Raw genomic sequence first — 24624 nt, 5'->3', positions numbered from 1 at the left:
TTAAAACATCCTCTTTTGAGATCCTACACCACTACCCCATACAATTCCTTCAACTTCTCAACGGTAAAATCAATCTCTTCCTTAGTATTGAACCTGCTAAAAGAAAACCTGACGGACTCCCGCTCATAGTCATGGTTCAATGCCCTTAGGACATGAGACCCTACAGTCGCCCCACTGCTACAAGCCGATCCTCCAGAAGCTGAAATACCATGCAAGTCCAGATTAAACAGTAACATTCCCCTATTTTCTTCCGAAGGAGGTAAGCTTACATTTAATACAGTGTAAAGGCTCTTATCCAAATGCTCCGAGAGTCCATTAAATTCAATTCCGGGAATGTCATTTTTTAATAATCCGATAAAATACTTCTTCAGACCCTCAATATGGGATTGATGTCCCGACATATCCTCATAAGCCAATTCCAATGCTTTGGCAATGCCCACTATTCCTATCACATTTTCGGTTCCTCCACGCATATTCCGCTCTTGGGCGCCTCCATAGATAAAGGGATGGATTTTTTTGTCTTTTCTCACATACAGGAATCCTGAACCTTTTGGCCCATGGAATTTATGCCCACCGGCAACCACAGAATCTACTGGAAGATTTTTCAGGTCATGTACATAATGTCCCATAGTCTGCACTGTATCCGAATGAAAAAACCCTTCATACTCTTTCACCAAATTCCCCATTGTATTCAAGTCATTGATGTTTCCAATTTCATTGTTGGCATGCATGAGAGAAACCATGGACTTTGGATTTTGCTTCAATAACTCCTGTAAATGATCCAAGTTGATTTCTCCTTGGGAGTTTACCTCTACCAGACTCAAACTTACCTTTCCCTTTTTAGCACATTCTTCCAAAGTATGCAAAACCGCATGATGCTCAATGGGTGAAGTGATGGCATGAGTAATCCCATGGGTTTCAATACCACACACAATGGCTGTATTATCTGCTTCTGTACCACCGGATGTAAAAAATATCTCAGCTGGAGAAGCATTCAGCAATTCCGCGACTTTCTTCCTTGCTTTTTCAATGGCAGACCTGACCTGTCTTCCATGACTGTGAACAGAGGAGGGATTGCCATAATGTTCCTTCATGTAGGGAATCATTGCTTCAACTACCCTGTCATCCATGGCTGTAGTTGCTGCATTGTCTAAATAAACTCTCATTTTTAATTTTATTTGGGTTGGGGTTTCAATTTGTAAGCCTTACAGGTTTTTATCAAGTTTATCAGCCAGTGTTTGTGTCTTCACAAACACTACCAAACCATTATCAACTTGAGCCAATGTTTGTGTCTCACTAACATTAACCACTATCAATTAGACCCTTTGACCACTTCCCTGATATCCAACATGATTTTGTTGGCCAAATGGTCAGCAGTCGCCTGGGATTCTGATTCGGAATAAATCCTAATGATGGGTTCGGTGTTGGATTTTCTCAAATGCACCCATTCTTTTTCGAATTCTATTTTTACGCCATCGATATCATTGATGGGCTGTTTGCTGTATTTTTTCTTGATGGCTTCAAGCACTTTGTCCACATCGATTTCAGGGGTGAGTTCAATTTTGTTTTTAGAAATATGGTAATTCGGATAGGTTGCTCTCAGTCTGGAAATGGTCTTGCCGAATTTGGCCAAATGCGTCAAAAACAATCCGATACCTACCAAAGCATCCCTTCCATAGTGTGATTCGGGATAAATCACCCCGCCATTTCCTTCTCCTCCGATGATGGCATTGGTCTCTTTCATTTTGTTGACCACATTGACCTCTCCAACAGCTGCAGCTTTGTATTGTCCTCCTCTTTTTTCAGTCACATCTCTCAATGCCCTGGTTGAACTCAGGTTGGACACTGTATTGCCTGGGGTTTTTGAAAGCACATAATCCGCTACGGCCACCAAGGTATATTCCTCTCCAAACGGACTGCCATCTTCATTCATAAAGCATAGCCTATCCACGTCCGGATCTACCACAATCCCCAAATCATATTTACCTTTTTTCAATTTTTCAGAAATATCTCTAAGGTTTTCAGGAAGTGGTTCCGGATTGTGGGGGAAATTACCATCAGGTATACAGTACATTTCCTCTATATCCTCGACGCCAAGGGCTCTCAGTAATTTTGGTAGCGCTATTCCACCTGTAGAATTCACACAATCAATAACCACTTTAAATTTTCTCGCAGCAATGGCATCCTTGTCAACTAGATTCAACCTCAAAACATGGTCCACATGCCTATCTATATAATCATCAATCTGGGTATACTTTCCCAATTTCCTGACTTCAGCGAATGAAAAATCTTCATTTTCGGCACTTTCAAGAATTGATTTCCCTTCAAGATCAGAAATAAATTCACCTTTATCATTTAAAAGTTTCAGTGCATTCCATTGTACGGGGTTGTGACTTGCCGTCAGAATTATTCCTCCACCAGCTTTTTCCAACGGAACGGCTAATTCTACAGTTGGAGTTGTACTAAGACCCAGGTCTATGACATCAATACCAAGCCCTTGCAGCGTTGCTGAGACAAGCTTTGATACCATTTCGCCTGATATCCTGGCATCTCTGCCGATGACTACTTTAGGGTTTTGAGTATGATTTATCACCCAAGACCCATAAGCAGAGGTAAATTTGACAATGTCCAATGGAGTAAGACCTTCACCAGGTTTGCCACCAATAGTACCACGAATGCCTGAAATAGATTTGATTAATGCCACAAGAAAACGATTAAGTTAAAATAGAAAAATCCTGACTGTGTCAGGAGCAAAAAACTGATTACTTAAATTTGGCCATAACCTTGTCCACTTCATTGTCAGGGTTGCCGCAGGAACTTTCAGAATCTACGGTTTTACCACAGTAGCCGCAGGTTCCTCCATCTTTGTTAAGGTAAGGATTCTGTGAAGCACAGGTGCCTTTAAATTCACCGTTTTTCAGAAATATCAGCCTGACGGACATCAAAACGAAGAATAATGCCAGAAAGCCTAAAGTCAAGTACAAGGTTGTCATATCAATTTAATTTGCGCAAATTTACGTAATACTTTGAAAACGTCCTCACCTTCCGATTAGTTTCCCCTCATATGTCTGAATTATCCTCCAGAAAATCCCAACTTGAAGCATTTGATAGACTATTGACGATCATGGATGAACTGCGGGATCAGTGTCCTTGGGACCGAAAACAAACATTGGAAAGCCTGAGGCACCTTACCATAGAAGAAACCTTTGAACTTTCGGATGCCATCATAGAAAATAACCTCAATGAGATCAAAAAAGAATTGGGAGATATCCTTTTGCATATTGTTTTTTATGCCAAAATAGGATCTGAAAAAAATTCCTTTGATATAGGGACTGTGATTGATAGCCTATGTGAAAAACTGATCCGAAGACATCCGCATATCTATGGAGATACCAAAGCCGAAGATGAGGAAACAGTCAAACAGAATTGGGAGAAAATCAAATTACTGGAAAAAGGAAATATATCTGTTCTCGGAGGGGTACCCAAATCTCTTCCTGCACTTATCAAAGCCATGCGGATTCAAGAGAAAGCCCGGGGAGTAGGGTTCGACTGGGAAGAGAAACATCAGGTCTGGGAAAAAGTAGAAGAGGAAATGCAGGAATTCAAAGAAGCTTTCAATGCATCAGAAGATGATGAAATCAACAAAGAGACAGCCTCAGGAGAATTTGGGGATTTACTTTTTTCTTTGATCAATTATGCACGGTTTATCGATATCAATCCCGAAGAGGCCTTGGAACGTACCAACGTGAAATTTATCAAGCGATTCCAATACCTCGAAAAAGCCGCCAAAGAATCTGGGAAAATGATTGAGGATATGACCTTGGCTGAAATGGATGTGTATTGGGAAGAGGCGAAGAAGTTATGATACTTTAAGAATTTACAGAGGGTAGATATTAATAGATACTAATTGATATTTTCGATAGTGTAAACAACCCTTTTTAAATTCTTCATCAAATTTTCGGTTAGGAAATGTAAATTGGAAAAGTAAGTTGTGAATCTTTCAGGTTATTCATTAAAAATTCCGATTATGAATCCATTGCCTAAGAACCCTTGTTTTCTTTTGCCAATTCAAGATTATTTTTATAGACCTCGTTGGTAGGATCCGATTCGACTGCTTTAGCAAAATATTCACATGCTTTTTCAAAATCAGATTCCTTATAGGAGAGTTTCCCCAATCCATTGAGGGAAACGGGTGAGGGGCCAAGACTTAAGGCTTTTTGATAATCCAAGAAAGCCTCCTTGTTCCAGCCCAAAGATTCCTTTGCCTGAGCCCTATTTTCCCATAAAATTGCTTCATTTTGAGAGATGATTATTGCTTTCGAAAAATATTCAACGGCCTTCTCAAATTGACTTTGTTCCATCTCTATTATTCCCAATTGATTGAAGACAATTTTACTTTCTGCTATTGACAAAGACTTTAAAAAATCCTGTTCCGCCGAGGTGAAATCTTGAAGTGCATAGTAGGCCAAGCCTCGATTTTCATAAAGGATGGCTTTGGAGCCGTCCAATTCTATGGCTTTGGAATAATTTTCAATTGCTTCATGGAAATTTTTAGTCCAGTAATTTAACTTTCCGATTGAATTGTATGTAATGGGATCCTCTTTGATTTCAATCACCTCCGAATAGTCAGCCAATGCATCTTGATACAAGCCCATAGCCTCAAAGGCCAAAGCTCTATTTTCCCAGAAAACCGGGTTGAAATGATCCATTTCGATTGCTTGAGTGTAATATTGAATTGCTTCTTTATTTTTACCTTGCATGTATAGAGACAAACCTAGGAGGTTGTACCTGAGAGGGCTACCTTCAATTTCCAGGGCTTTTTTGGAATCAAGTTCCGCTAAGCTATAGTTCTTTGAATTTTCATAAGCCAATGCCCTGTTTTCCCAGTAAATTGGATTATTGGCATCAAGCTCCAAGGCTTTTGAATAATAGACAATGGCCTCATCAATTTTTCCCTGTTTGTGTAAAGACAGGCCCAAAATGTTGTTTCTCCCAGAACTATCTTCAATTTCCAGGGCTTTTTTGGAATCCATTTCCGCAAACTCATAGTTTCCTGCCTTTTCATACGCCAATGCCCTGTTTTCCCAATAAATTGGATTATTGCCATCAAGCTGCAAAGCTTTGGAATAAAAGTCTATCGCTTCCATAAATTTCCCTTGCAAATACTTCATGACACCTATGGCATTAAATGAAAAGTCACTCTCTTTGATCTCAATTGATCTTTGATATTCCTGAATAGCTTCATCGTAAAGCTCAAGATTCCTATAGGCTGAAGCTCGGTTTTCTATATAAACTCTATTTGTTGGTTCATCATTTTCGGCCTTTGTAAAGTATTCCAGAGCGGATTGGAAATCATTCAGCTTAAAATAGATAAGTCCCAATAAATTGAATCTCGCTGGAGTTTCTTCCAATGACAAAGCATGTTGAATATCATTTTCCGCTGGCCGTAAATTCTCCAATTTCTCATTGGCATACGCACGGTTTTCCCAATACATTGCGTAGTCCGGATTCAGTTCAATGGCTTTGGAATAATATATTACTGCCTCTTCGTTTTTTTCCTGCCAGTATTTCAATCTTCCTACGGCATTGTACAAAAAATCATCTTCCTGAAATTCAAGAGACCTGAGGTAATCAGAAATCGCAAAATCATAATTATTTATCTTTTCTTGGACCAAGCCCCTGTTCTCCCAAAAGATGCGATTATCCGGGACCAGAGTTATGGCCTTATCGTAATAATCCAGAGCTCTTGAATAGTCCTCAATGTTATAATGAAATACACCGGCCTCATTGAAATACTCTGCTTTATGTGGAAAACTAGCCACTAGATTGTCATAAAAATCAACCATCAATTCATTTCCACCAATCTTCTCTAAGGCACTTTTGAGATTAGTATGATAAACAATTTCATATTTATATTCATTGATGGCCTTTCTATAATATTCAGCTGACTTTTCATTTTCACCCAAGTTATAATACAAAATGCCCAACATATTATAAACCCTGTCGTCTCCCATAGTTCTGATGCCCAAACACTTTTGATAGTATTCAATCGACTTTGGAATATTGTTTAATTGGTCCGATTCATTAAGCCAACCCAAAGCCCAATAAGCAGCAAAATTCAAGGATTCCTTTTTGGGATAAACAGCAGCTTTCAACCATTTTTCCGCTTCTTCAAAATCAGATTTATCTGCATAGACGTAAGCCAGGTCGATTTTTCCAGAAGAGAAATCAGGTTTAAGTTCGATAGCTTTCAAATAATATTCTATTGATTTTTCATAATTTTTGGCTTTTTTGAACCCATTACCCGCATCCATATGGAGGATGTATAGTTTATTCCCGAATTCCTCGTTTTCCAGAAAGCTACATGCCTTCTCCAGCAATTTTTGGATTTCTCCGGGCCTTGTTTCAAAAAAAACCGGTTCCCCCATTAAGTTTATCAATTTGGAATAAGGCAAATATTCCAAAAAATTGATCTGAACGGCATCATTATACCATTGTTCGGCTGTTTCAAATTTCTGCTCATTTAGGTAAGAATCCCCTAAATAATTATAATTCTCGATATGATTCGGATCCACATTGATGGCGTTCAACAATAAAGTCCTCGCTTTGTCAAGATTATTTTCTATGATCAGCAATTCTCCCTTGACCCGGTTGATCAATTTATTATCAGGAAAAACTTCCTCTGATTTTTGAATCAAATTTTCGACTATATCAGAATAACCAAAATAATATAGGACAATTTGAGCGCTGTAAAGATAAAAATAGCTCCTTGTGGTAACAGGCAGCTTTTCATTTTCTGCAAAATTCAAAAAATAAGGATAAATTTCCGGCCACTTCGAATCCAACACCAGCTGATTTAAAGATTTAAGTTCCTCAATTTTATCCTTATCCTTAGGATTAAAGTCAAATTTGTATTTACATAAATTTCCGAAAATTTCCCCTTCCCAATTCACCAAAGCCTCAGTATAAATAATCAACCATTGGGTGAATGCCAAATCTCTATCTTTTGCCGCTTGATTCTCAATATTCCCGATAGCTTTTTCCAATAATTTATTGTTAATCCCTGATCTTAACTCCAGAATACGTTGATAATAGGCTTTTTTTTCAAATCTTTCTTTGTCTATTTTGACCTTTGACCATGCCTGTATGGTTGGGTAATTTTCATAAACTTCTGCCAGATTCTCCAGCACAATCGCCAATTCCCTCATATCACAGTCTTCATCCAAACAGGCGTTTTTGTAAATGTCCGCCAAAACCAACCTAATATCCTTTTGATTCAGATCCATAAAAAACTCAGTTTGATGAGGTTGAAGATGATGTCCTTACCCTGGCCGTTTCACTTTTGGAGGTGGATGCCGATGAGTCGGCTTTAGCCTCAGTGGAAGTCTGGACCGGTATTAATTTTCCACCACAGAAATTTTTATTACAGTATTCAAAAGTGGGGTTTTCATATACGGATGTACATCGGGAACATCGTTTTGTATTTATTTCCTTCTTTCCACTTTCCATATTTTTAATCTTGGGCATCAACCGCAATGGGCTTGTTGCCTTATTGGTAAAAACCACCGGGGTTCCAAAGAAATTGGTGTTGTAGGATTTGAAATCGCTATTGGAATTTTTAGAATACTCACAGCCCAAAAAATACCTTCCCTTACTGACCGAATGGAAAATATCATCTCCTTCCATTAAAAATTGATAGACCTCTTGGACAAAAGCATTGGAAACATCTTCGGTAATCTCATTCTGCATGGCAATAACCGGGGAAATACCTGCTTTGACTAAACCAATTCCCAAGCCACTGCCTTTCTCATCAATCTGCCCACTCTCACATGCCTGCAAAAAAACCAAAGAAGGATGCCTTATCGGGTCATTCTTTTGTTGGTCAAAGAGATCAACAAAACTTTCGGCGTTCCAATAATCAATTTTCCCATTATCACCTGCCAATCCTAAATAACTTCCATCCTTCCGCATCTCTGCATGACCCATGAAATGCAATACATAAGGACCTTCTATATTCTTCAATTCCAATGAAATCTGTTCAAAAATATTTTCTTTCGTGGGATTTTGTATGGGATATACATTGAATCCTGAAGTCTCCGGGCTGCCGTCGTCAAGTTTTGATGCGTATTTCTGGATCAAAGATTTGAAAGTATTTTGTAATCCAAGTTGATTGATGGGCCGGTCGGCAGCATTGACATAGACCAACACTACACTGATCTCTTTCATTTCATCCGGGTTGAATTTTTCCTCAGGAACCTGAAATTCTGACTTCAAAAACCGGAAAAGGTCAAATTGACTCTTTGGATCCGCCCCGATGAACAAAGGGCCTATTTTCCTCTCTTGATTGTAGGGAATGTATAAATATTCCCATGGCAGGGAAGCAAATTCATTGGTATTGTCCAGAAATTCCAAAAAAAACAAACATCTGCTGTCTTTGTCACGGATAACTTCAGCTAAAATATTTATAAAGAAAATCCTGACTTTTTCGGTAGCTGTAAGGATCTTATACAACATCTCCCCGAGTAACTCATAATCTCTCTTTTCAAAAATTTCTATGATCCTGGCCTTGTTCAACACCTTATGAAAAATCCTGGCAACATTCAACTCCAATTCAATGGATTCTCTCACGAGGATATCATCTTCCGATGATTCAACAGATCTTACAATCTGGATTTTGTTGTAATGAAACGATACTTTGATGGTCGAGACGTTCATTTTCAATTTATTTGGTTGAGCAGTTCAAGTCCCAAGCTATCCATTTCCTTTTCCCATTCATCCTGTTTTTCTTCTTTAAGGCCTTTGGAGCCGCTCAAAGGTTGTCGGGAATCAATCATTTGTTTCAAGTCTTGTCTGTAGGTATTGATCTGTTCAATAATTTGAGGACGTATCAGATCGGGACTCATTCTTATATTATCCTGTAATGAAAATAATTTCCCATTGATCAGTTTCCTTTCTTCAGCCGAAAGCTCAAACATCCCTGATATGAGTTTTTGCAGTTCCATGTACTGATGGTGAAAGGGCAAAATATCAATATCATCCCTATAACTGGTCTTCAGGATGCTGTATAAAATATAATCATTTTCCCTGTATGGTTGGGATTCATCTATTGAATTTCCGTAAAAAAGACTGTTATTCTTGACAAAAAACTTTGATGGATCAAATTTACCTTCCAGGGCATTGATAAGAACCCTGTAGCCTGAAGTAAAATTATCTTGGACGGCAGGCACATATTCCTGGCGCATACCAATGACCGGTTCTATTTCGTGGCTGTCAAACATGGCTTCAACGCTGTCCAAAACGATATTTGCAATTTTAGAGTATCCGGTTATAACTGTGGAAAAACCGGTCGGGAATGCCGCTGCGGTATTCTCAAGAAGTGACAATAATTTTCTCAGATAATTATCCTGTTTCAACCTGCCCAATACCAGACTTAGTCCAAAAAATCCGCCCCTGTATGGCTGAAGGCCTGCAATGGTCGTATCTTTGAACAAAAAGCCCTCGTTGAGTTTTTTAAATGGGGATTGCAACATATTGGGGCTGATCAAAAATGGCTGTGAGACTCTTTGTCCCCCATAAAGATATTCAGCCGTGGAAAAGACTACCGGATCGTAAGTAGAAAACCATTTTCTCTGATAAGATAGAAACATTTCATTGACCCTTACCATAAAATAATGTTGGTCCTTTTCAATTGGCTGACCCAAACCCGATTTTTGGTCAATATTTTCTGCAATTACCACGAATTGGGTTGGAGTGAAAGAAGGTGACTCTTTCACCTTTTTCCATAATGAAGAAATTCCCATAAATATTGGATTTAAAACACTTTAAATTAGTCTTTCCCAATTTATAAACCAATTTATTTGCTTCAAATTACTATACTTTATTGTTTTGGATTTTTTTAATTAAAATGTTTGGCATTTCATTGAGAAAAAACTGCCAAATGGCATAAACACAATTTCATAACTAATATCCAAATTTCGGCATGGCAAAAATCCGCACTTTAATTATTACAAAAAGCAAAACCATATATTCAAAATTTTATTTCTTTTATTTCTTTTTTTAATAGATTTTATGCTGTAAATAGTATTGATTTTCAAACAAAATCACCCAAATCTATCTCTTCAATTTCCGCAGTTTGTTTTACTGCGTTAGGTTTTATTCATCATGAAAAGTTTCACTCAAGTGGCTTTCGCATTAATTTTATTGCTGGCTACGACTTCTGCTTATTCCCAACAAACCGATTTTCTCAAAATCGATAAAGAGATAAACTTATTAATTGAACAGAAAGACTGGTTACAGGTACTGGAAATGGCGAAGACCCAAATCGCCATGGATTTAAGTCAAGGAGAAGGATATTATTACTCAGCCCTTGCCCTATTCAAAACAGGGAAAACAAAAATGGCCAAACCATACTTGGACCATGCAAAAAAACTGGGAAACGAAAACCTTTATCCCAAGATTTTTGAATTGGAAAAAACCATTGCAACAAACCAAAAAAACCCAACTGGTAAATATGGCAATCTTCCCGAAGGATTTATTCCAATAAGAAAAGTTGACAGATTTTTTTACTCCTTTGTCTATACTCCCAGCGTACCGTTTGGGATAACAATCGGAAGCATCAACCACCGTGGTATAGGTACCTACATGACCATCAGAGGCAACTCTGATATTTTACTCAAAACAGGTGACCTTACAGCCAATAACTTAGGTTCCGTTTACGGTGAAGCAGAATTTGAAAATGCAAAGACCACCGGATACATCCGCCATGGCATGGTAGAAGGGATAATGGGTATTACTTGGAAAATCCATAAACCGCTCTGGATGTATGCTGGGGCAGGATTAAATCACAGCAGAGAATTTTGGCAAGTTGAAATCCTTGAAGAAAACAGCTCCAACAAACGAAATGAATGGGCAAAAAATCCCCAAGCAAATAAAAATCAAGCTGCATTGGAAAGTGGTCTAATTCTAGATTTTAACGGATTGAACTTAAGGTTTGGAGGAAATCTTAGAGGATTTGACCTTTCCAAGGTTGAATACCATATGGGCATGGGCTTTTCACTGAAATCCAAGTGAATTTAATTCCTTATCTTTTTTGAATAAAATGTATATTCAGGTTCAAAAATTTATCCATATTGAATACGCGCATACAAAAAGAATTTTTAGAAGAGAGGTGGGGTATGCTCCATAAGCATTTTAATCAATTCTGTCAAGATAAAAACCCTGTTGATATCCACCAAATGAGGGTTTTTACAAAGAAAATCCATTCATTTGTAAAATTCCATTCTCATGCTTTTCCGAACAGTGAGGTGGTCGAGATTTTCAAACCGGTAAGAGAAATTTTTAAACATGCCGGAATCATCAGGGAAGCCCAAATACACCTGCTCAATTTTGAATTAGTTGGTCTGACAAATGAAAAACTTAAAAACCAATTAAAAAACCTGATCCAAAAGGAAACTGAAAAATTTGTTCACAAAGAGAAAAAATATCAAAAATTGCTTCAAAAGGCCGAGAAAGATTTTTACAAAGAACTTACCCCCATTTCCAAATCCCAATCGGGAAGGTTCTACAAAGATTATATCCTTGCCTCCCAACTCATTTTCAAGAAGAAAAAATTTATCCCCCATCTTCACGATTCAAGAAAGAACCTGAAATCAATCCTGCATATAACAGAATTGACCGGAAAAGGGATTAGCCAAAAGAAAGAAGTGAATGTGGAATACCTTGGAGAGCTTACCGAAAAAACCGGAAATTGGCATGACTTACATCAGACCCAATTGTGGTTGAAAGGAAAGAAAATTGATGGCATTTCCAGAAAAACATTGAATCAAAACATTGAAGATATACTTATCCAAATTGACAGCTCAAAAGAGGGTTTCAAAGAAAAGATCTTGCGGGTCTCTTCGACCGAATCTCAGATTGTGCAAGAACAATAAAAGGGAAAAGGTTATTTTTGGCAAAACCATTTTGTATGTCTGAAATCAAACTCCCGGAAGCTTTTGTACTCAGGATGAAAAACTATCTGGACGAAAAAGAATTTACGGCATTTGTAAAATCACTTGAAAAAGAGCCTCGGGTTTCTATCAGGATCAATCCTTACAAAGAAATACACCTGAAAGAAGATGTGACAAGCGTTGCTTGGAATGATGAAGGCTATTTTTTATCCGAAAGACCTTCATTTACCTTGGATCCGCTTTTTCATGCGGGATGTTATTATGTTCAGGAATCTTCCTCCATGTTTGTCGCACATATTTTAAAATGTATTCAGGCACCCAAGGACGGAATATTTTTAGATTTAGCTGCATCGCCGGGTGGCAAATCCACATTGTTGAGCAGTTTTCTTGGAAAGGATGGTTTTTTGGTAGCCAATGAAGTGATCAAAACCCGGGCAAATATCCTAAAGGAAAATATCATCAAATGGGGCTTGGGCAATACAATGGTCACCCAAAATGACCCTGAGCATTTTAGGGATCTCGAAGGTTTTTTTGATTTGTTGCTGGTAGATGCGCCATGTTCGGGAGAAGGTCTGTTCAGAAAAGATCCGGAAGCAAGGAATGAATGGTCAGAAGACAATGTCAACCTGTGTGCAGTAAGACAGGAAAGAATCATGGACCAAGCCGGTGCGCTTGTAAAAGGCGGTGGCCATCTCATATACAGCACATGCACATTCAATGAAAAAGAAAACGAGGATATGATCCGGTTTATATGTTCAGAATATGCCTATGAACCAGTCCGAATTCCCCTTGACCCCGATTGGAAAATAACCGAAAGTGCTATTGAAACTGAGGAAGGTACTTTTTATGGATACAGGTTTTATCCACATCATGTCGAAGGGGAAGGTTTTTTTATTTCAGTCTTCAAAAGACCTGAAGGTGCCTATATTCAGGAACCAAAAAAAACCAAGGATTTCAAGCATTCTCATATCAAGGCTGCCAGCAAGCAGGAAAAACAAAGATTGATTTCAGATTTGGGCTTGGATGAAAAAAGTACATTCTATAGCCTTCAGGACAGTTTCTTTTGGACCTATGCCAAACATCAAACCCATTTTGAATTCCTGAGCAGGTTTTTGAACATCAGGTATTTCGGCGTTGAGTTAGGCAAATTCAACAAAGACCAATTCATCCCAAACCATGAATTGGCGGTAAGTGTCTTACCCAAAACTGGTTTTACCACCCATGAGCTGAATCTTGACCAAGCCCTTACATTCCTTAGAAAGGATGATATGGAGGTAAGTGACATTCCTCAAGGATGGATTTTGGTCACGTATCGAAACAACCCTCTGGGTTGGATCAAAAATCTGGGCAACAGGATCAACAATAATTATCCTAAAGAATGGCGGATAAGGATGAGGTAGGCTTTCAGAATTATTCCAAATCCTTATATAAAGACATATCGATCACCTCGTTTTCAAGATAATGAGGATACATTTTGATATGCTGCTTTTTCACCTCTTTGACCAAAGATTCCCTAAAAATCTCCACATTGGTCCCCTCATGTGCTGCCATAAAAACAGGCTCAATTCCGGTTTTTTTGGTATAAGCTTCAGCCAGTTTCCCAAAATCAAGGTAATTGTTTTCCTCCACCTCAAGTTCCGTCATGTGCATCATTTCTTCTTCAGAAGGCATTTTGGGAACTAGATCAATTTTGTTGAAGACCAGCAACATTGCTTTATCCCCCGCACCGATTTCATTGAGTGTGTTGTTCACCACTGTAATATGGTCTTCGAATCCTGGATGTGAAATATCCACCACATGGACCAAGAGTTCTGCTTCCCTGATTTCGTCCAAGGTGGATTTAAAAGATTCGATCAAATGGGTAGGTAATTTTCTAATAAAACCAACCGTGTCAGAAAGCAAAAAAGGAATATTTTCCAATACCAATTTCCTGACAGTGGAATCTACCGTGGCAAAAAGTTTATTTTCTGCAAGAATTTCTGATTTTGTCATCAAGTTCATCAAGGTGCTTTTGCCCACGTTGGTGTAACCGACCAAGGCTACCCTGACTATTCCTTTCCGTCCTTTTCTTTGGGTCACTCCCTGTTTGTCGATATCCTTAAGTTTGCTTTTCAATAAGGTGATTTTGCTTCGGATATCTCTTTTATCTGTTTCAATTTCCTTTTCACCGGCACCACCCCTCGTTCCTGTACCACCTCTTTGCCTTTCCAAGTGGGTCCACATGTTGGTCAATCTCGGCAATAGGTATTGGAAACGGGCAAGTTCAACTTGGGTCTTGGCCTGTGCAGTCTGCGCCCTATTCAGAAAAATATCCAAAATCAACAAAGAACGGTCGTAGACCTTTACTTTGAGTTCATTTTCCAGATTTCGCATTTGGGAAGGTGAAAGGTCATCATCAAAAATAACCATATCTACCTCGAAGTGATCAATGTATGATTTGATTTCCTCCAATTTCCCTGAGCCTACAAACGACTTGACATCAGGCTTTTCCATTCGTTGGGTAAAGCGATAAACTGTCTTGGCTCCTAATGTCTCAGTCAAAAAAGAAAGCTCGTCAAGATATTCTGTGATCTGATGGTCTGTTTGACCTTGACGAATCAAGGCCACCAACACAGCCGTTTCTTGAACGGGAGCGGTATCATATAATTTTTGAAGCTTTCGGGAATATTTACTCATGTAAGTTTGTTTGTTTCTGGAAAAGACAAGAAGCGCATAAATAGTTCCAAATCTTAATCTCTGCCACAAATTTACCAACCTACTCCCAATAAGACTTATATTTGCGCAATTATTCGTGGAAATGAACCAATATCGACAAATTCAACAAGTCAAATTAAAACAAATGTTCACAGGACATCAGATTTGTTGATGAATATTTACGACAAGAAAATTTAAAGAATTAAGAATTATGAAAGTTTTGACTACACCTATTGAAGGACTTTTTGAAATATATCCGAATATTTTTGAAGACAATCGAGGATACTTTTTTGAATCATTCAAAAAAAATGAACTGTGCCATAATGGTATTGATAAAGAGTGGGTCCAAGAAAACCAATCTTTTTCAAAAGCAGGAACAGTAAGAGGGCTTCATTTCCAAAAAGAACCCTTTGCACAAGCAAAATTGGCCCGGGTATTGAAAGGTAAGGTATTGGATGTGGTGGTGGATCTTCGAAAAGGTTCTGTGACTTATGGTGCAGTATATACAAAAATTCTTGACGATATTCAGCACAATATGCTGTATGTACCTGAGGGTTTTGCCCATGGGTTTTCGGTACTTGAAGATGCTGTTTTTTCGTACAGGTGTTCAAATTATTACAACAAGGAGAGTGAAGGTGGCGTTATTTGGAATGACCCAAAGCTGGCGATTGACTGGGGAATAGCTATGCCGATTCTTTCAGACAAAGATCAGATGTTGCCAACACTCGAAAAATTTACCGAAATGACCAAGGGAGGAATTTAATGGGAGTATTAGATATTTTTAATTTTATTATCAAGGATAAACCCATTCAGGATCTCGACCTGAGTTGGATGGGGGCGGATATGCATTCCCATTTGATACCGGGGATAGATGATGGTTCAAAGAGCATGGAAGAGAGTATTGCTATGATCAAAAGACTAAAAGGATATGGCCTCCAAAAAATCATCACCACGCCTCATGTCATGTCAGAATATTACAAAAATTCTCCTGAAACAATTTTGCCAGGACTAGCAAAATTGAGAGAAGCTCTTTTAGACGAGAATATTGAAATTCAGATCGAAGCCGCAGCGGAATATTTTATTGACGAAATGCTGATGGAAAAACTGAAAAATGGTGAGAAATTATTGCCTATCGGAGATAATCTGGTTCTGGTAGAAACTGGATTTATGAGCAGACCTTTGATGTTGAAAGAGATTTTTTTTGATATGGAAATGCACGGATACAAGCCTGTTTTGGCCCATCCAGAAAGGTATCAATACCTCATACAGGACAAAGATTTTCTATATGAACTGATTGATAGGGATGTTTATTTTCAGATCAACTTATTATCCCTTACAGGATTTTACTCCAAGCCAATAAAAAATTTTGCTGAATTGCTCATTGATGAAGGGAAAATAAGATTTTTTGGGACTGATTGCCACAACCACAGGTACTTGGACATGTTGGAAACATTGCCAAAATATAAGTATTTCGAGAAGATTCAGGAGATGAGTCTGCTTAACAATTCCTTATGAAAATATTGATAACAGGTGCCACGGGACTTTTTGGCAGCTACCTTGTCAAAAGATTCGCTCATGAAGGGTCTATTTTTGCATTAAAAAGAAAAAATAGTTCTGAGAAACTTTTGGGAGATGATGCATCAACGATCAATTGGATTGAAGGCGATATCCTTGACCCTATATCCCTTGAAACCGCTTTGGAAAGTATTGACATGGTCATTCATGTGGCAGGGCTGGTATCTTTTGACTCCAATGATGAGGACAAGCTCATGGAGGTCAACGTGACCGGAACTTCCAACATTGTTAATGCCATGCTGGAAAAAGGGGTGAAAAAACTTATCCATGTAAGTTCTATTTCTGCATTGGGGAGGACAGTCGATACTGTCACCTACGATGAAAATTCCAAATGGACAGCATCCAAGTACAATACACCTTATGCTATTTCAAAGTACAGGGCCGAATTGGAAGTTTGGAGAGGTGTTCAGGAGGGGATTCAGGCATTGGTAATCATGCCATCTGTGATTTTGGGAAAAATAACTGATGAAAGAAGCAGCACCCAGATTTATCATTATGTACTTGAAGAAAACAAATATTATCCGCAAGGGACTGTCAATTTTATCGACATTAGGGATGCTGTAGAGATTACATTCCAACTCTATCAAAAGGAACAGTGGGGTGAACGTTTTATTCTCAACCATAAAACAATCCTTTACAAGGAATTTTTTGAAAAAATGGCAATTGCATTTGAAAAAAAACCTCCATTTCAAAAACTGAAATCCTTTCAATTAAGGTTGGCCCTGATAGCAGTGGGGATTGGAAGAATATTAAAACTGACCAAAAGTCCTTTAAACAAACAAACTGCGATGATTTCACAACTTGAAATATATCTTGAAAACGGGAAAGTAAATTCCATTTTGGACTTTAAGTATACCCCATTGGAACAAACTTTCCAATGGGCAAAAGCGAACGAAAGGCTTTAAAGCAACGTTGACATTTCTTAATACAATTAACCGGTAAACCCATGTCATAAATCTTACCCAGATTTAAAGAGAAAAATATTTGAAGTATGATTTTGTGGCTCCTGATAATTTGGTATCTTAAGTAAGAATTTAAAATAAAGCTGATGACCGGAGATTTTGAAAACGAATGGGAGGAAGATAAAGAGTTAGTAGAAAGATTTGAAAACTCATTGAAATCCAATTTGGATTTATATTTTGAAGAGGAAGAATTAGAGAATATCATCCGCTTTTATTTCGACCAACAAAAATACCTGAAAGCGTTAAAGGCCTCTGACCATGCATTGGAGAAATTTCCCTATAGCATTGAAATAAAGCTTTTCAAGGCCCAATGCCTGATTTTTAATGATGAATTGGAAGAAGGTCTGGAAATTCTTGAAAACATCAATAACCTTTCCCCTAACAATGAAGATATCATTCTTGCCTTCAGTCAAGGACTGATGATCAATGGGAATATCAAAGAGGCGATTGTAATGTTAGAGGACTTCACCCCTTTGGCGGATGATAAAGCAGAGGTATATTATTGTCTTGGCAATCTTTACAAAGCAGACGAGAATAACGAAAAAGCCATTCATTATTATAAAGAGTGTGTCAAACTCCGCATCAATCATGAGGATGCACTTTTCCAATTGGCCATGATTACAGAGGAAGAAGGATCTTTTACAGAAATCCTTCAGTTCTATCAGGATTTCATTGATCAAGACCCTTACAGTGCAGGTGCTTGGTATAACTTGGGAGTGGTTTATAATCGCTTGGGCAGATATGAGGAAGCTATTCAGGCCTATGACTATGCGTTGATTATTGATGATGCTTTTGCATCTGCTTACTTCAACCTTGGCAATGCTTACATGAATACCGAGCAATTTGACCTTGCTTTGGAAGCATACCAAAATACGATCAACTGTGAAGGTTCGAATGCGGAGAATTGCTGTTATTTGGCAGCAGCCTACGAAAAATTGGATCAGATTGACCTTGCTTTCAAATATTTCAAAAAATCATCCAAACTTGACCCTGAATATGATGATGCCTGGTTTGGACTGGGCATGTGTATGCTCAAAAGAGAGAAGTTTTTTGAAGCCATACATTATTTCCGTAAAGCCATTAACCTGACAACAGAAAACCCCAATTATTGGGTGGGCCTGGCCGATGCGGAATATAACCTTGGCAACCTTCAAGCAAGTGCAGACGCTTATGAAGAGGCCATTAATCTTGAGGCAGGAATCATAGAAACCTACGTCAACCTTGCCATCATCTATTTTGACCAAAACCGCTTTGAGGAGGCAATCGATGTTCTCAAAGAAGGGATTGAAGAACTTCCTGAGGAGGCCGAACTGTATTACCGAATGGTTGTATACCAGTTAAAGACAGGTAAATACAAGGAAGCCTTTTCATATTTGGAAAATGCATTAACTTTGGACTTTGGGAGACATACCATGCTTTATGAATTGATGCCGGAAATCAAACATCAAAAGGCTATTTTCAAAATCATCTCCCAATATAAAGATGACGCAAAGTCATCAGAATCTTAAAATCTAATTACCTGAAATCTGTTAGAATGAATTACGTTCTTAAGAACCTGCCTGTACGTTCACAAAAGCCGCGTACGACAGGGTTTACCATGGTCATGGATAAAGGCCTTAGCATCAGGGAAGTCGAAAACTTTGTTGATTCAAACAGCGATTTTGTTGACATTGTAAAATTGGGCTGGGCAACATCCTATCTGACTAAAAACTTGGCACAAAAAATCGATATTTATCAAGATGCAGGAATCCCGGTTTATTTGGGGGGTACATTGTTTGAGGCTTTTGTAATCAGAGGTCAGTTTGAGGATTACAGAAGAGTACTTGAAAAATTTAATCTGAGATTCGCTGAGGTTTCTGATGGATCTATCAGTCTCAATCACGATAAAAAATGTGAATACATTGAAATCCTAGCAAAGGATGTCACTGTCCTTTCGGAAGTAGGGTCAAAAGATGCCGCAAAAATCATCCCTCCATATAAATGGATTGAGCAAATGCAGGGGGAACTTCAAGCAGGCTCTTGGAAGGTGATCGGAGAAGCCCGAGAAGGCGGAACCGTGGGACTTTTTAGGGATTCAGGAGAGGTAAGACAAGGATTGGTAGAAGAAATCCTCACCAAAATCCCCGAAGAAAAAATTATCTGGGAAGCCCCGCAAAAAGAGCAGCAGGTTTGGTTTGTCAAACTTTTGGGAGCTAATGTCAACCTTGGGAATATTGCTCCAAATGAACTCATTCCGCTGGAAACCATCAGGTTGGGTCTAAGAGGAGATACCTTCGACCATTTTCTGGGAGACCATCAACTATAATTTTACTGAAGTGCCATGATGGAATGGCATGATATTCATCTCGATCAATGAACCATCTGAAAGATTATATTTTGGTCTTCCTGAAAGGAATATCCATGGGAGCAGCAGATATTGTTCCTGGAGTTTCGGGAGGCTCCATTGCACTGATTACCGGGATTTACGAAAAATTGCTGGACAGTATCAAGGCCTTTGATAAAACAGCTATTGGTTTTCTTTTGCGCTTTGAGTTCAAAAAATTCTGGGAACATGTAAACGGAAGCTTTCTATTAACCCTCCTGATAGGCATACTGACAAGTATCTTTACCCTTTCAAAACTGATCACCTATTTGATGGACTACCATGCCATCCCTCTGTGGTCGTTTTTTTGCGGACTTATCATCATTTCAGCCATTATTATTCTTCGGGATATCAGCAATTGGACCATTGGCGTAATAATAGCCATACTCATTGGAACTGTGGCGGCATATTGGATTACAGGACTTCCCCCCATTGGATCACCTGACACATTATGGTTTACATTTGTAGCAGGCGCAATTGCCATATGCGCCATGATATTACCGGGGATTTCGGGTAGTTTTCTCTTATTGGTATTGGGTCAATATGAAAGAATCCTTGCTGCAGTTTCAGAAAAAAACATCCCTTTGCTGGCCGTATTTGCTGGAGGTTGTATTGTCGGTATATTGTCCTTCAGTAGATTGATTTCATGGTTGTTGAAAAAATACCATGCCATCACAATAGGATTGCTGTCCGGTTTTATGCTAGGATCTATCAATAAACTTTGGCCTTGGAAAGAAGTCATTTCCTATAGGATGTCCTCAAGCGGGGTTCAGAAACCTTTTGTAACAGAAAACATTCTACCTCAAAATTATCTTGAAGTTACAGGGCAAGAATCTTTATTTTTATTTGCCTTGCTTGCATTTTCTTTTGGTGTAATTTTGGTACTCGGTATCGAAAGAACCGCTTACTACATCAATAGGAAATGAGGAAATTTGGATTGATAGGTTATCCTTTAGGCCATTCTTTTTCGAAGAAGTATTTTACTGCTAAATTCGAAAATGAGGGAACAAAAGACTGTCAATACGATCTTTATGAAATTGAAGACATCTCGCTTCTCCCCTCCATTATCCAGAATAACCCTGATCTTCAAGGTCTAAATGTGACCGTACCTTACAAAGAAAAGGTATTGCCCTATTTGGACAGCCTTGATCCTTCCTGCAAGGAAATCGGTGCCGTAAACTGCATCAAAATCATCGATAGAAAACTTAAGGGTTATAACACCGATTACTTTGGATTCAAAGAATCGTTAGACAATTGGCTGAATGGTGAAAAGCCATATGCATTGGTATTGGGAACAGGTGGAGCGTCCAAAGCTGTGGTGAAGGCATTAAAGGATTTGGGGATTTCATACCTATTGGTATCCCGAAACCCAGGTGATGACCCGGGAATTATTTCGTATGAGGACCTTTCAAAGAGTAAATCGGTTTTGGACCGGAATCATCTGATCATCAATACCACTCCATTGGGGACCTTTCCCAAAACAGAAGAAATGCCTGCAATCAATCCCGAGTATATTTCCAGCATGCACAAGGTGTATGATTTGGTATATAATCCGGAAAAGACTTTTTTGATGCGGTCCTTAGAGGCCCGTGGCGCAGTAGTGAAAAATGGATTGGAAATGCTCCAACTTCAGGCCGAAGCTGCCTGGAGAATCTGGAACTGATTTCTGTTTGTAAAGCTATCTGATCCAAGAAAAATCACTTCTGGAAAAACCGCTTCTACAAATAAATTCACATTTAGTATTTATTATTCATAATACCTCTTTGTTTCCATCAAATTTGGAAAAATGACTTTCGAGCTGGTTAAATATCAATTCCCAGCTTCTTCGGTCTTCGGTCTTCCAGCTTCCGACAAGTCAATAAGAGGAAACTGGGAAACTGGCATCAAAGAGGGTAACCTACACAAACCAAGCCATGTACTGGAAAAAACAATCACACGAACAGATCAAAGAATCCATATTTAAAGCTTTAGAAAAAAACCTTGACTACAGAGGTGACCGCCCAATTTTAGGCGTACCGGGAACTTACTTGGACACCATGGAATTTTACCCGGATGCGCCTTTTCTTAAGGATGCCCCATTTATGTCGGCCATGGTCAGAAATCCCAACCACATCGGTGTGCATACACTCAGTGACCAATCTGTTTTAGAGGTATTTGAGGGCACACAAAGGGTAGAAAAAGACCTCATCAAGTTGGTAGCCGAAGAGATTTTCAACGGCGATGCCAATCAGCAAGATGGCTATGTGGCCACAGGCGGTACAGAAGCCAACATTCAGGCCATGTGGATTTATCGGAATTTCTTCCGAAAGGAATATGGGGCAAGAATCGGAGAAATCGGATTGGTCTATTCCCAGGATTCCCATTACTCTATGCCCAAAGGAGCAAATCTCCTCAACCTGACCAATATCATCTTGGAAGTGGATCCCGAAACCAGGGAAATCACCAAGGCTTCACTGGAAAGCAAAGTAAAAACAGCCCTAAAGGATGGCATCAAATACTTTATCGTCGTTGCCAACCTGTCCACAACCATGTTCGGTTCGGTGGATGACATCGACATGTTGGGAGAATATTTCACCAATATCAATGCTCCCTTCAAGATCCATGTAGATGCAGCTTATGGTGGATTTATTTACCCATTTACCAATCCTCTGAGCAGGTTTACTTTCCAAAATCCCTACCTAAATTCCATTACTGCTGATGGACATAAAATGCTTCAGACACCCTATGGAACCGGACTTTTCCTAATCAGAAAAGGTTATTTTGACTACGTCAAAACCGAAGAAGCACAATATATTCCCGGCAAGGACTATACTGTAAGTGGAAGCCGTTCTGGGGCAAATGCCATTTCCATGTGGATGATATTGCAGATCCATGGTTCTGAGGGCTGGAAATACAAAATGGAAATGCTCTGTGATCAAACCGAAAGAATCTGCAAAAAACTGGAAAGGATGGGCGTGGAATATTTCCGAAACCCCTACCTCAATATCATCGCCATCAAGGCAAAGTATATGTCCAAGGAACTCGCTCATAAATACTATTTGGTAGCAGACAGCTACGAACACGAAGCCAATTGGTACAAAATCGTAGTGATGCCCCACGTCAAGCCGGGAACCATTGACATGTTTTTGATGGAATTGGAGGGGGAAGTCAGGGGGAGGAAGTGAGTTGGAGTAAGATGAAGAGTGACTTTGACGCTAGGCGTAGTTTGTAACTACGCCTTTCTATCCTTGTATCCCGTACAGTAGTCGGGAGAAATTCCAGAATCAATATTTGTACGCTAGTACTTGAAGCTACTCAGGGCCGGAAGGTCTTATTGAGATGGCTTATTGGTGAATTTAAGACGTTTTACAATTGCAAATTGATAATGATTATAAGGTGTAGTTGCAAACTACACCCAGTCACCACCGGAAGTTTAAGTACACTCAGAGGGAGAAATCAAACAGAATTATTTATGATTGAACCAAATAAATCCTGCAAATTTGATATTAAATGTTAAATTCAATTTCTTAAAATCAAAAAAGATGACGGTGATAATTGATAAAACCAATTCCAAAAACATTTCCAAAATACTCAATGAAAAACTTGGGAAAAGGAAAAAGACTGGAAACATAGCTAAACACTTTGGGAAATTGAAAAGGAAAATTGATGGATTAGAATATCAACTGGATGTAAGAAAAATTTAAAGTTAATTTCACTTGAATGTTAGTAAATTTTTTAAATCTACACCATCCCCGCCACCATAAAACCCAAATAGGTCCCCAAAGCATTTCCCAAACTTCCGACCAATACCCCGGGGATCAGGAGGTCGGGACGGTTGAGGCTTTCAGCAGCTGCTAGGGCAGTGGTATTTCCGCCCACATTGGCCTGTGAAGCCACTGCAATCACATCCCAATCCATTTTGAATGCTGCCCCGACTCCAAATATCACCAATCCATGAACCAAAATAATTACTAAAACAAAAAGCATCAATGAGCCTGCAAGACTCCCAATTCCTGAAAGTGCCGACACATCACAAAGTGTCCCAATGACAGCCAGAAATATCAAAATAAAGAAAAACCCTAAAGTATGTTTCCCCTGCAAACGCTTTACAAAATTGAATTGGGCCATAACCAAGGCTAGAGTAGTTAAGGTGATGATTTCCGGTATCTGTGGAAAATAAATTGCAGTCATTTTGGAAATACCCATTCCCAACAAACCCATACCTAAGATCAAGGATAGCGATAAAATTGAGATATTTTCCTGGGTTTTGATCTTTGACGCAGATTTGGAGGAATCCAGCTTTTTGCGGGGGAAATAACGCTGCAGGTATTTGGGTAAAATCAATGTGGCTATGATCCATGGCGTCCCGAGAAGATTGTCTACTACCGTTGTGGCTGCAAACAATACTCCACTTTCATTGACCTGATAGTGCAAAGCCACCGCATTGAAATTGATACTGCCTCCAATATATGTCCCTGTAAACATCCCCGCCACAGCATGCGCCAACGGACCGATCTCCGCAGCAGGATTCACCAAAAACCAGGCAACAAATACACCAATTAATGTCCCCAGAGCTCCCAAACCGAACATCAGAAGGATGGGAAGACCGGCATCTTTAAGGCTTTTAAGATCCACTTCCAATAGTGCAATGAAAATTCCCAAAGGAGCGATATAGACAAAAACTCCTGTATAAACCGGATGACCAGCAGTGGCTGTCGGAATAATTCCCAAATTGGAAATGACTGCGCAGATAAGAATGGCAAGGATGGGCGTACCTATTGTTTTCCAACCCTGAAACCTATTTAACCAACTCGCAAAAAATACGGCCAAACAAAGCATGGCCGAAACATAAATGGGATCCTGATTCCAGAGCATCCTGAAAAATAGGCAAAAAATTATCATTCTGATAGTCAAATCAATAAGATTATCCTTTTCTTAAATAAACTTAATTTCTTTTGATAAAATGGTAATCCTATATTTAAATTTCTATATTATTCCCAATAATCATACAGTAACATTTTAACTTATGCCAAGAGCTAAATCCGATAAAGACCGAAAAATTTTTGTGTTGGATACCTCAGTCATCCTCTATGCACATAACTCC

The 24624-nt window shown here is 38.9% G+C and carries 20 protein-coding genes; 12 read left to right on the top strand and 8 right to left on the bottom strand.

The genetic code is table 11. The features are described 5' to 3' along the window. Positions 1-23 precede the first annotated feature (23 nt). The 3 genes from ACEW8U_RS08640 to ACEW8U_RS08630 all read right to left on the bottom strand — a co-directional run bounded on the left by ACEW8U_RS08640 (position 24) and on the right by ACEW8U_RS08630 (position 2993). Entirely contained in the window at positions 24-1166 is a 1143-nt protein-coding gene (locus ACEW8U_RS08640; RefSeq protein WP_373521641.1) for a cysteine desulfurase family protein, read from the bottom strand. A gap of 146 nt (positions 1167-1312) precedes the next feature. Further along, positions 1313-2704 carry a phosphoglucosamine mutase gene (gene glmM / locus ACEW8U_RS08635; protein ID WP_373521640.1) on the bottom strand — a complete coding sequence of 464 codons (1392 nt, stop codon included), beginning with the start codon at positions 2702-2704 and terminating at the stop codon, positions 1313-1315. 58 nt (positions 2705-2762) lie between these two features. Beyond that, complete coding sequence (locus ACEW8U_RS08630) at positions 2763-2993, bottom strand: hypothetical protein (RefSeq protein ID WP_373521639.1); 231 nt, start codon at positions 2991-2993, stop codon at positions 2763-2765. Positions 2994-3064: 71 nt separating this feature from the next. On the opposite strand from ACEW8U_RS08630, the gene mazG reads away from it, so the two are divergent. Then, positions 3065-3865, top strand: coding sequence for a nucleoside triphosphate pyrophosphohydrolase (gene mazG / locus ACEW8U_RS08625; RefSeq protein ID WP_373521638.1), 801 nt, complete (start codon positions 3065-3067; stop codon positions 3863-3865). 175 nt (positions 3866-4040) lie between these two features. On the opposite strand, the gene ACEW8U_RS08620 is transcribed toward mazG, so the two are convergent. Genes ACEW8U_RS08620 through ACEW8U_RS08610 form a run of 3 tightly spaced genes read right to left on the bottom strand, consistent with a single transcriptional unit; the run spans position 4041 to position 9800 of the window. Continuing rightward, positions 4041-7286, bottom strand: a complete 3246-nt coding sequence (locus ACEW8U_RS08620) for a tetratricopeptide repeat protein (RefSeq protein ID WP_373521637.1) — start codon at positions 7284-7286, stop codon at positions 4041-4043. Between the two features lie 7 nt (positions 7287-7293). Beyond that, positions 7294-8715, bottom strand: a complete 1422-nt coding sequence (locus ACEW8U_RS08615) for a CHAT domain-containing protein (RefSeq protein ID WP_373521636.1) — start codon at positions 8713-8715, stop codon at positions 7294-7296. A 2-nt stretch (positions 8716-8717) separates the two neighbouring features. After that, the gene (locus ACEW8U_RS08610; protein WP_373521635.1) at positions 8718-9800 is read right to left on the bottom strand and encodes a hypothetical protein; all 1083 of its coding nucleotides are present in this window, start codon (positions 9798-9800) and stop codon (positions 8718-8720) included. Positions 9801-10161: 361 nt separating this feature from the next. Here ACEW8U_RS08610 and ACEW8U_RS08605 point away from each other — a divergent pair, with 361 nt between their 5' ends. Genes ACEW8U_RS08605 through ACEW8U_RS08595 form a run of 3 tightly spaced genes read left to right on the top strand, consistent with a single transcriptional unit; the run spans position 10162 to position 13348 of the window. Further along, positions 10162-11070 (top strand): hypothetical protein, encoded by a 909-nt coding sequence (locus ACEW8U_RS08605; protein ID WP_373521634.1) that lies wholly within the window; start codon positions 10162-10164, stop codon positions 11068-11070. Positions 11071-11129: 59 nt separating this feature from the next. Beyond that, positions 11130-11930 carry a CHAD domain-containing protein gene (locus ACEW8U_RS08600; protein WP_373521633.1) on the top strand — a complete coding sequence of 267 codons (801 nt, stop codon included), beginning with the start codon at positions 11130-11132 and terminating at the stop codon, positions 11928-11930. Between the two features lie 35 nt (positions 11931-11965). After that, positions 11966-13348, top strand: coding sequence for a tRNA/rRNA cytosine-C5-methylase (locus ACEW8U_RS08595; RefSeq protein ID WP_373521632.1), 1383 nt, complete (start codon positions 11966-11968; stop codon positions 13346-13348). Between the two features lie 10 nt (positions 13349-13358). Here ACEW8U_RS08595 and hflX read toward each other — a convergent pair whose 3' ends face one another. Then, the gene (gene hflX / locus ACEW8U_RS08590; RefSeq protein ID WP_373521631.1) at positions 13359-14624 is read right to left on the bottom strand and encodes a GTPase HflX; all 1266 of its coding nucleotides are present in this window, start codon (positions 14622-14624) and stop codon (positions 13359-13361) included. A gap of 229 nt (positions 14625-14853) precedes the next feature. Between hflX and rfbC the strand changes: the two genes are divergently transcribed. The 8 genes from rfbC (at position 14854) to ACEW8U_RS08550 (ending at position 22705) form a co-directional block, all read left to right on the top strand. Further along, on the top strand, positions 14854-15405 hold the full coding sequence (rfbC, locus tag ACEW8U_RS08585) for a dTDP-4-dehydrorhamnose 3,5-epimerase (protein ID WP_373521630.1): 552 nt from the start codon (positions 14854-14856) through the stop codon (positions 15403-15405). Next, positions 15405-16157: a tyrosine-protein phosphatase gene (locus ACEW8U_RS08580; protein ID WP_373521629.1), complete on the top strand. Its 753-nt coding sequence runs from the start codon at positions 15405-15407 to the stop codon at positions 16155-16157. Before rfbC ends, ACEW8U_RS08580 begins: the two co-directional genes overlap by 1 nt. Continuing rightward, positions 16154-17122, top strand: coding sequence for an SDR family NAD(P)-dependent oxidoreductase (locus ACEW8U_RS08575; protein WP_373521628.1), 969 nt, complete (start codon positions 16154-16156; stop codon positions 17120-17122). The genes ACEW8U_RS08580 and ACEW8U_RS08575 overlap by 4 nt, the downstream gene beginning before the upstream one ends. 143 nt (positions 17123-17265) lie before the next feature. Then, the gene (locus ACEW8U_RS08570; protein ID WP_373521627.1) at positions 17266-18687 is read left to right on the top strand and encodes a tetratricopeptide repeat protein; all 1422 of its coding nucleotides are present in this window, start codon (positions 17266-17268) and stop codon (positions 18685-18687) included. Positions 18688-18713: 26 nt separating this feature from the next. Next, positions 18714-19484 carry a phosphosulfolactate synthase gene (locus ACEW8U_RS08565; protein WP_373521626.1) on the top strand — a complete coding sequence of 257 codons (771 nt, stop codon included), beginning with the start codon at positions 18714-18716 and terminating at the stop codon, positions 19482-19484. A gap of 47 nt (positions 19485-19531) precedes the next feature. Next, positions 19532-20467: a DUF368 domain-containing protein gene (locus ACEW8U_RS08560; RefSeq protein WP_373521625.1), complete on the top strand. Its 936-nt coding sequence runs from the start codon at positions 19532-19534 to the stop codon at positions 20465-20467. After that, positions 20464-21204: a shikimate dehydrogenase gene (locus ACEW8U_RS08555; protein WP_373521624.1), complete on the top strand. Its 741-nt coding sequence runs from the start codon at positions 20464-20466 to the stop codon at positions 21202-21204. Before ACEW8U_RS08560 ends, ACEW8U_RS08555 begins: the two co-directional genes overlap by 4 nt. 250 nt (positions 21205-21454) lie before the next feature. After that, a complete protein-coding gene (locus tag ACEW8U_RS08550; protein WP_373521623.1) occupies positions 21455-22705 on the top strand; it encodes a pyridoxal-dependent decarboxylase in 1251 nt (416 codons plus the stop codon). A gap of 556 nt (positions 22706-23261) precedes the next feature. On the opposite strand, the gene ACEW8U_RS08545 is transcribed toward ACEW8U_RS08550, so the two are convergent. After that, entirely contained in the window at positions 23262-24395 is a 1134-nt protein-coding gene (locus tag ACEW8U_RS08545) for a DUF819 domain-containing protein (protein WP_373521622.1), read from the bottom strand. Between the last annotated feature and the right edge of the window lie 229 nt (positions 24396-24624).

This window comes from Aquiflexum sp. (genome assembly GCF_041751335.1).
GTDB lineage: Bacteria > Bacteroidota > Bacteroidia > Cytophagales > Cyclobacteriaceae > Aquiflexum.
The sequence above is the reverse complement of the archived record's forward strand: the minus strand, read 5'-3'. Positions and strand labels throughout refer to the sequence as shown.

Coding starts and splice junctions, on each gene's coding strand:
- ACEW8U_RS08545 (WP_373521622.1), bottom strand. CDS start 24,395: ATGCTCTGGAATCAGGATCCCATTTATGTTTCGGCCATGCTTTGTTTG.
- hflX (WP_373521631.1), bottom strand. CDS start 14,624: ATGAGTAAATATTCCCGAAAGCTTCAAAAATTATATGATACCGCTCCC.
- ACEW8U_RS08610 (WP_373521635.1), bottom strand. CDS start 9,800: ATGGGAATTTCTTCATTATGGAAAAAGGTGAAAGAGTCACCTTCTTTC.
- ACEW8U_RS08555 (WP_373521624.1), top strand. CDS start 20,464: ATGAGGAAATTTGGATTGATAGGTTATCCTTTAGGCCATTCTTTTTCG.
- ACEW8U_RS08565 (WP_373521626.1), top strand. CDS start 18,714: ATGAATTACGTTCTTAAGAACCTGCCTGTACGTTCACAAAAGCCGCGT.
- ACEW8U_RS08605 (WP_373521634.1), top strand. CDS start 10,162: ATGAAAAGTTTCACTCAAGTGGCTTTCGCATTAATTTTATTGCTGGCT.
- ACEW8U_RS08640 (WP_373521641.1), bottom strand. CDS start 1,166: ATGAGAGTTTATTTAGACAATGCAGCAACTACAGCCATGGATGACAGG.
- ACEW8U_RS08560 (WP_373521625.1), top strand. CDS start 19,532: ATGAACCATCTGAAAGATTATATTTTGGTCTTCCTGAAAGGAATATCC.
- ACEW8U_RS08570 (WP_373521627.1), top strand. CDS start 17,266: ATGACCGGAGATTTTGAAAACGAATGGGAGGAAGATAAAGAGTTAGTA.
- ACEW8U_RS08575 (WP_373521628.1), top strand. CDS start 16,154: ATGAAAATATTGATAACAGGTGCCACGGGACTTTTTGGCAGCTACCTT.
- ACEW8U_RS08595 (WP_373521632.1), top strand. CDS start 11,966: ATGTCTGAAATCAAACTCCCGGAAGCTTTTGTACTCAGGATGAAAAAC.
- rfbC (WP_373521630.1), top strand. CDS start 14,854: ATGAAAGTTTTGACTACACCTATTGAAGGACTTTTTGAAATATATCCG.
- ACEW8U_RS08615 (WP_373521636.1), bottom strand. CDS start 8,715: ATGAACGTCTCGACCATCAAAGTATCGTTTCATTACAACAAAATCCAG.
- ACEW8U_RS08620 (WP_373521637.1), bottom strand. CDS start 7,286: ATGGATCTGAATCAAAAGGATATTAGGTTGGTTTTGGCGGACATTTAC.
- ACEW8U_RS08630 (WP_373521639.1), bottom strand. CDS start 2,993: ATGACAACCTTGTACTTGACTTTAGGCTTTCTGGCATTATTCTTCGTT.
- ACEW8U_RS08550 (WP_373521623.1), top strand. CDS start 21,455: ATGTACTGGAAAAAACAATCACACGAACAGATCAAAGAATCCATATTT.
- ACEW8U_RS08580 (WP_373521629.1), top strand. CDS start 15,405: ATGGGAGTATTAGATATTTTTAATTTTATTATCAAGGATAAACCCATT.
- mazG (WP_373521638.1), top strand. CDS start 3,065: ATGTCTGAATTATCCTCCAGAAAATCCCAACTTGAAGCATTTGATAGA.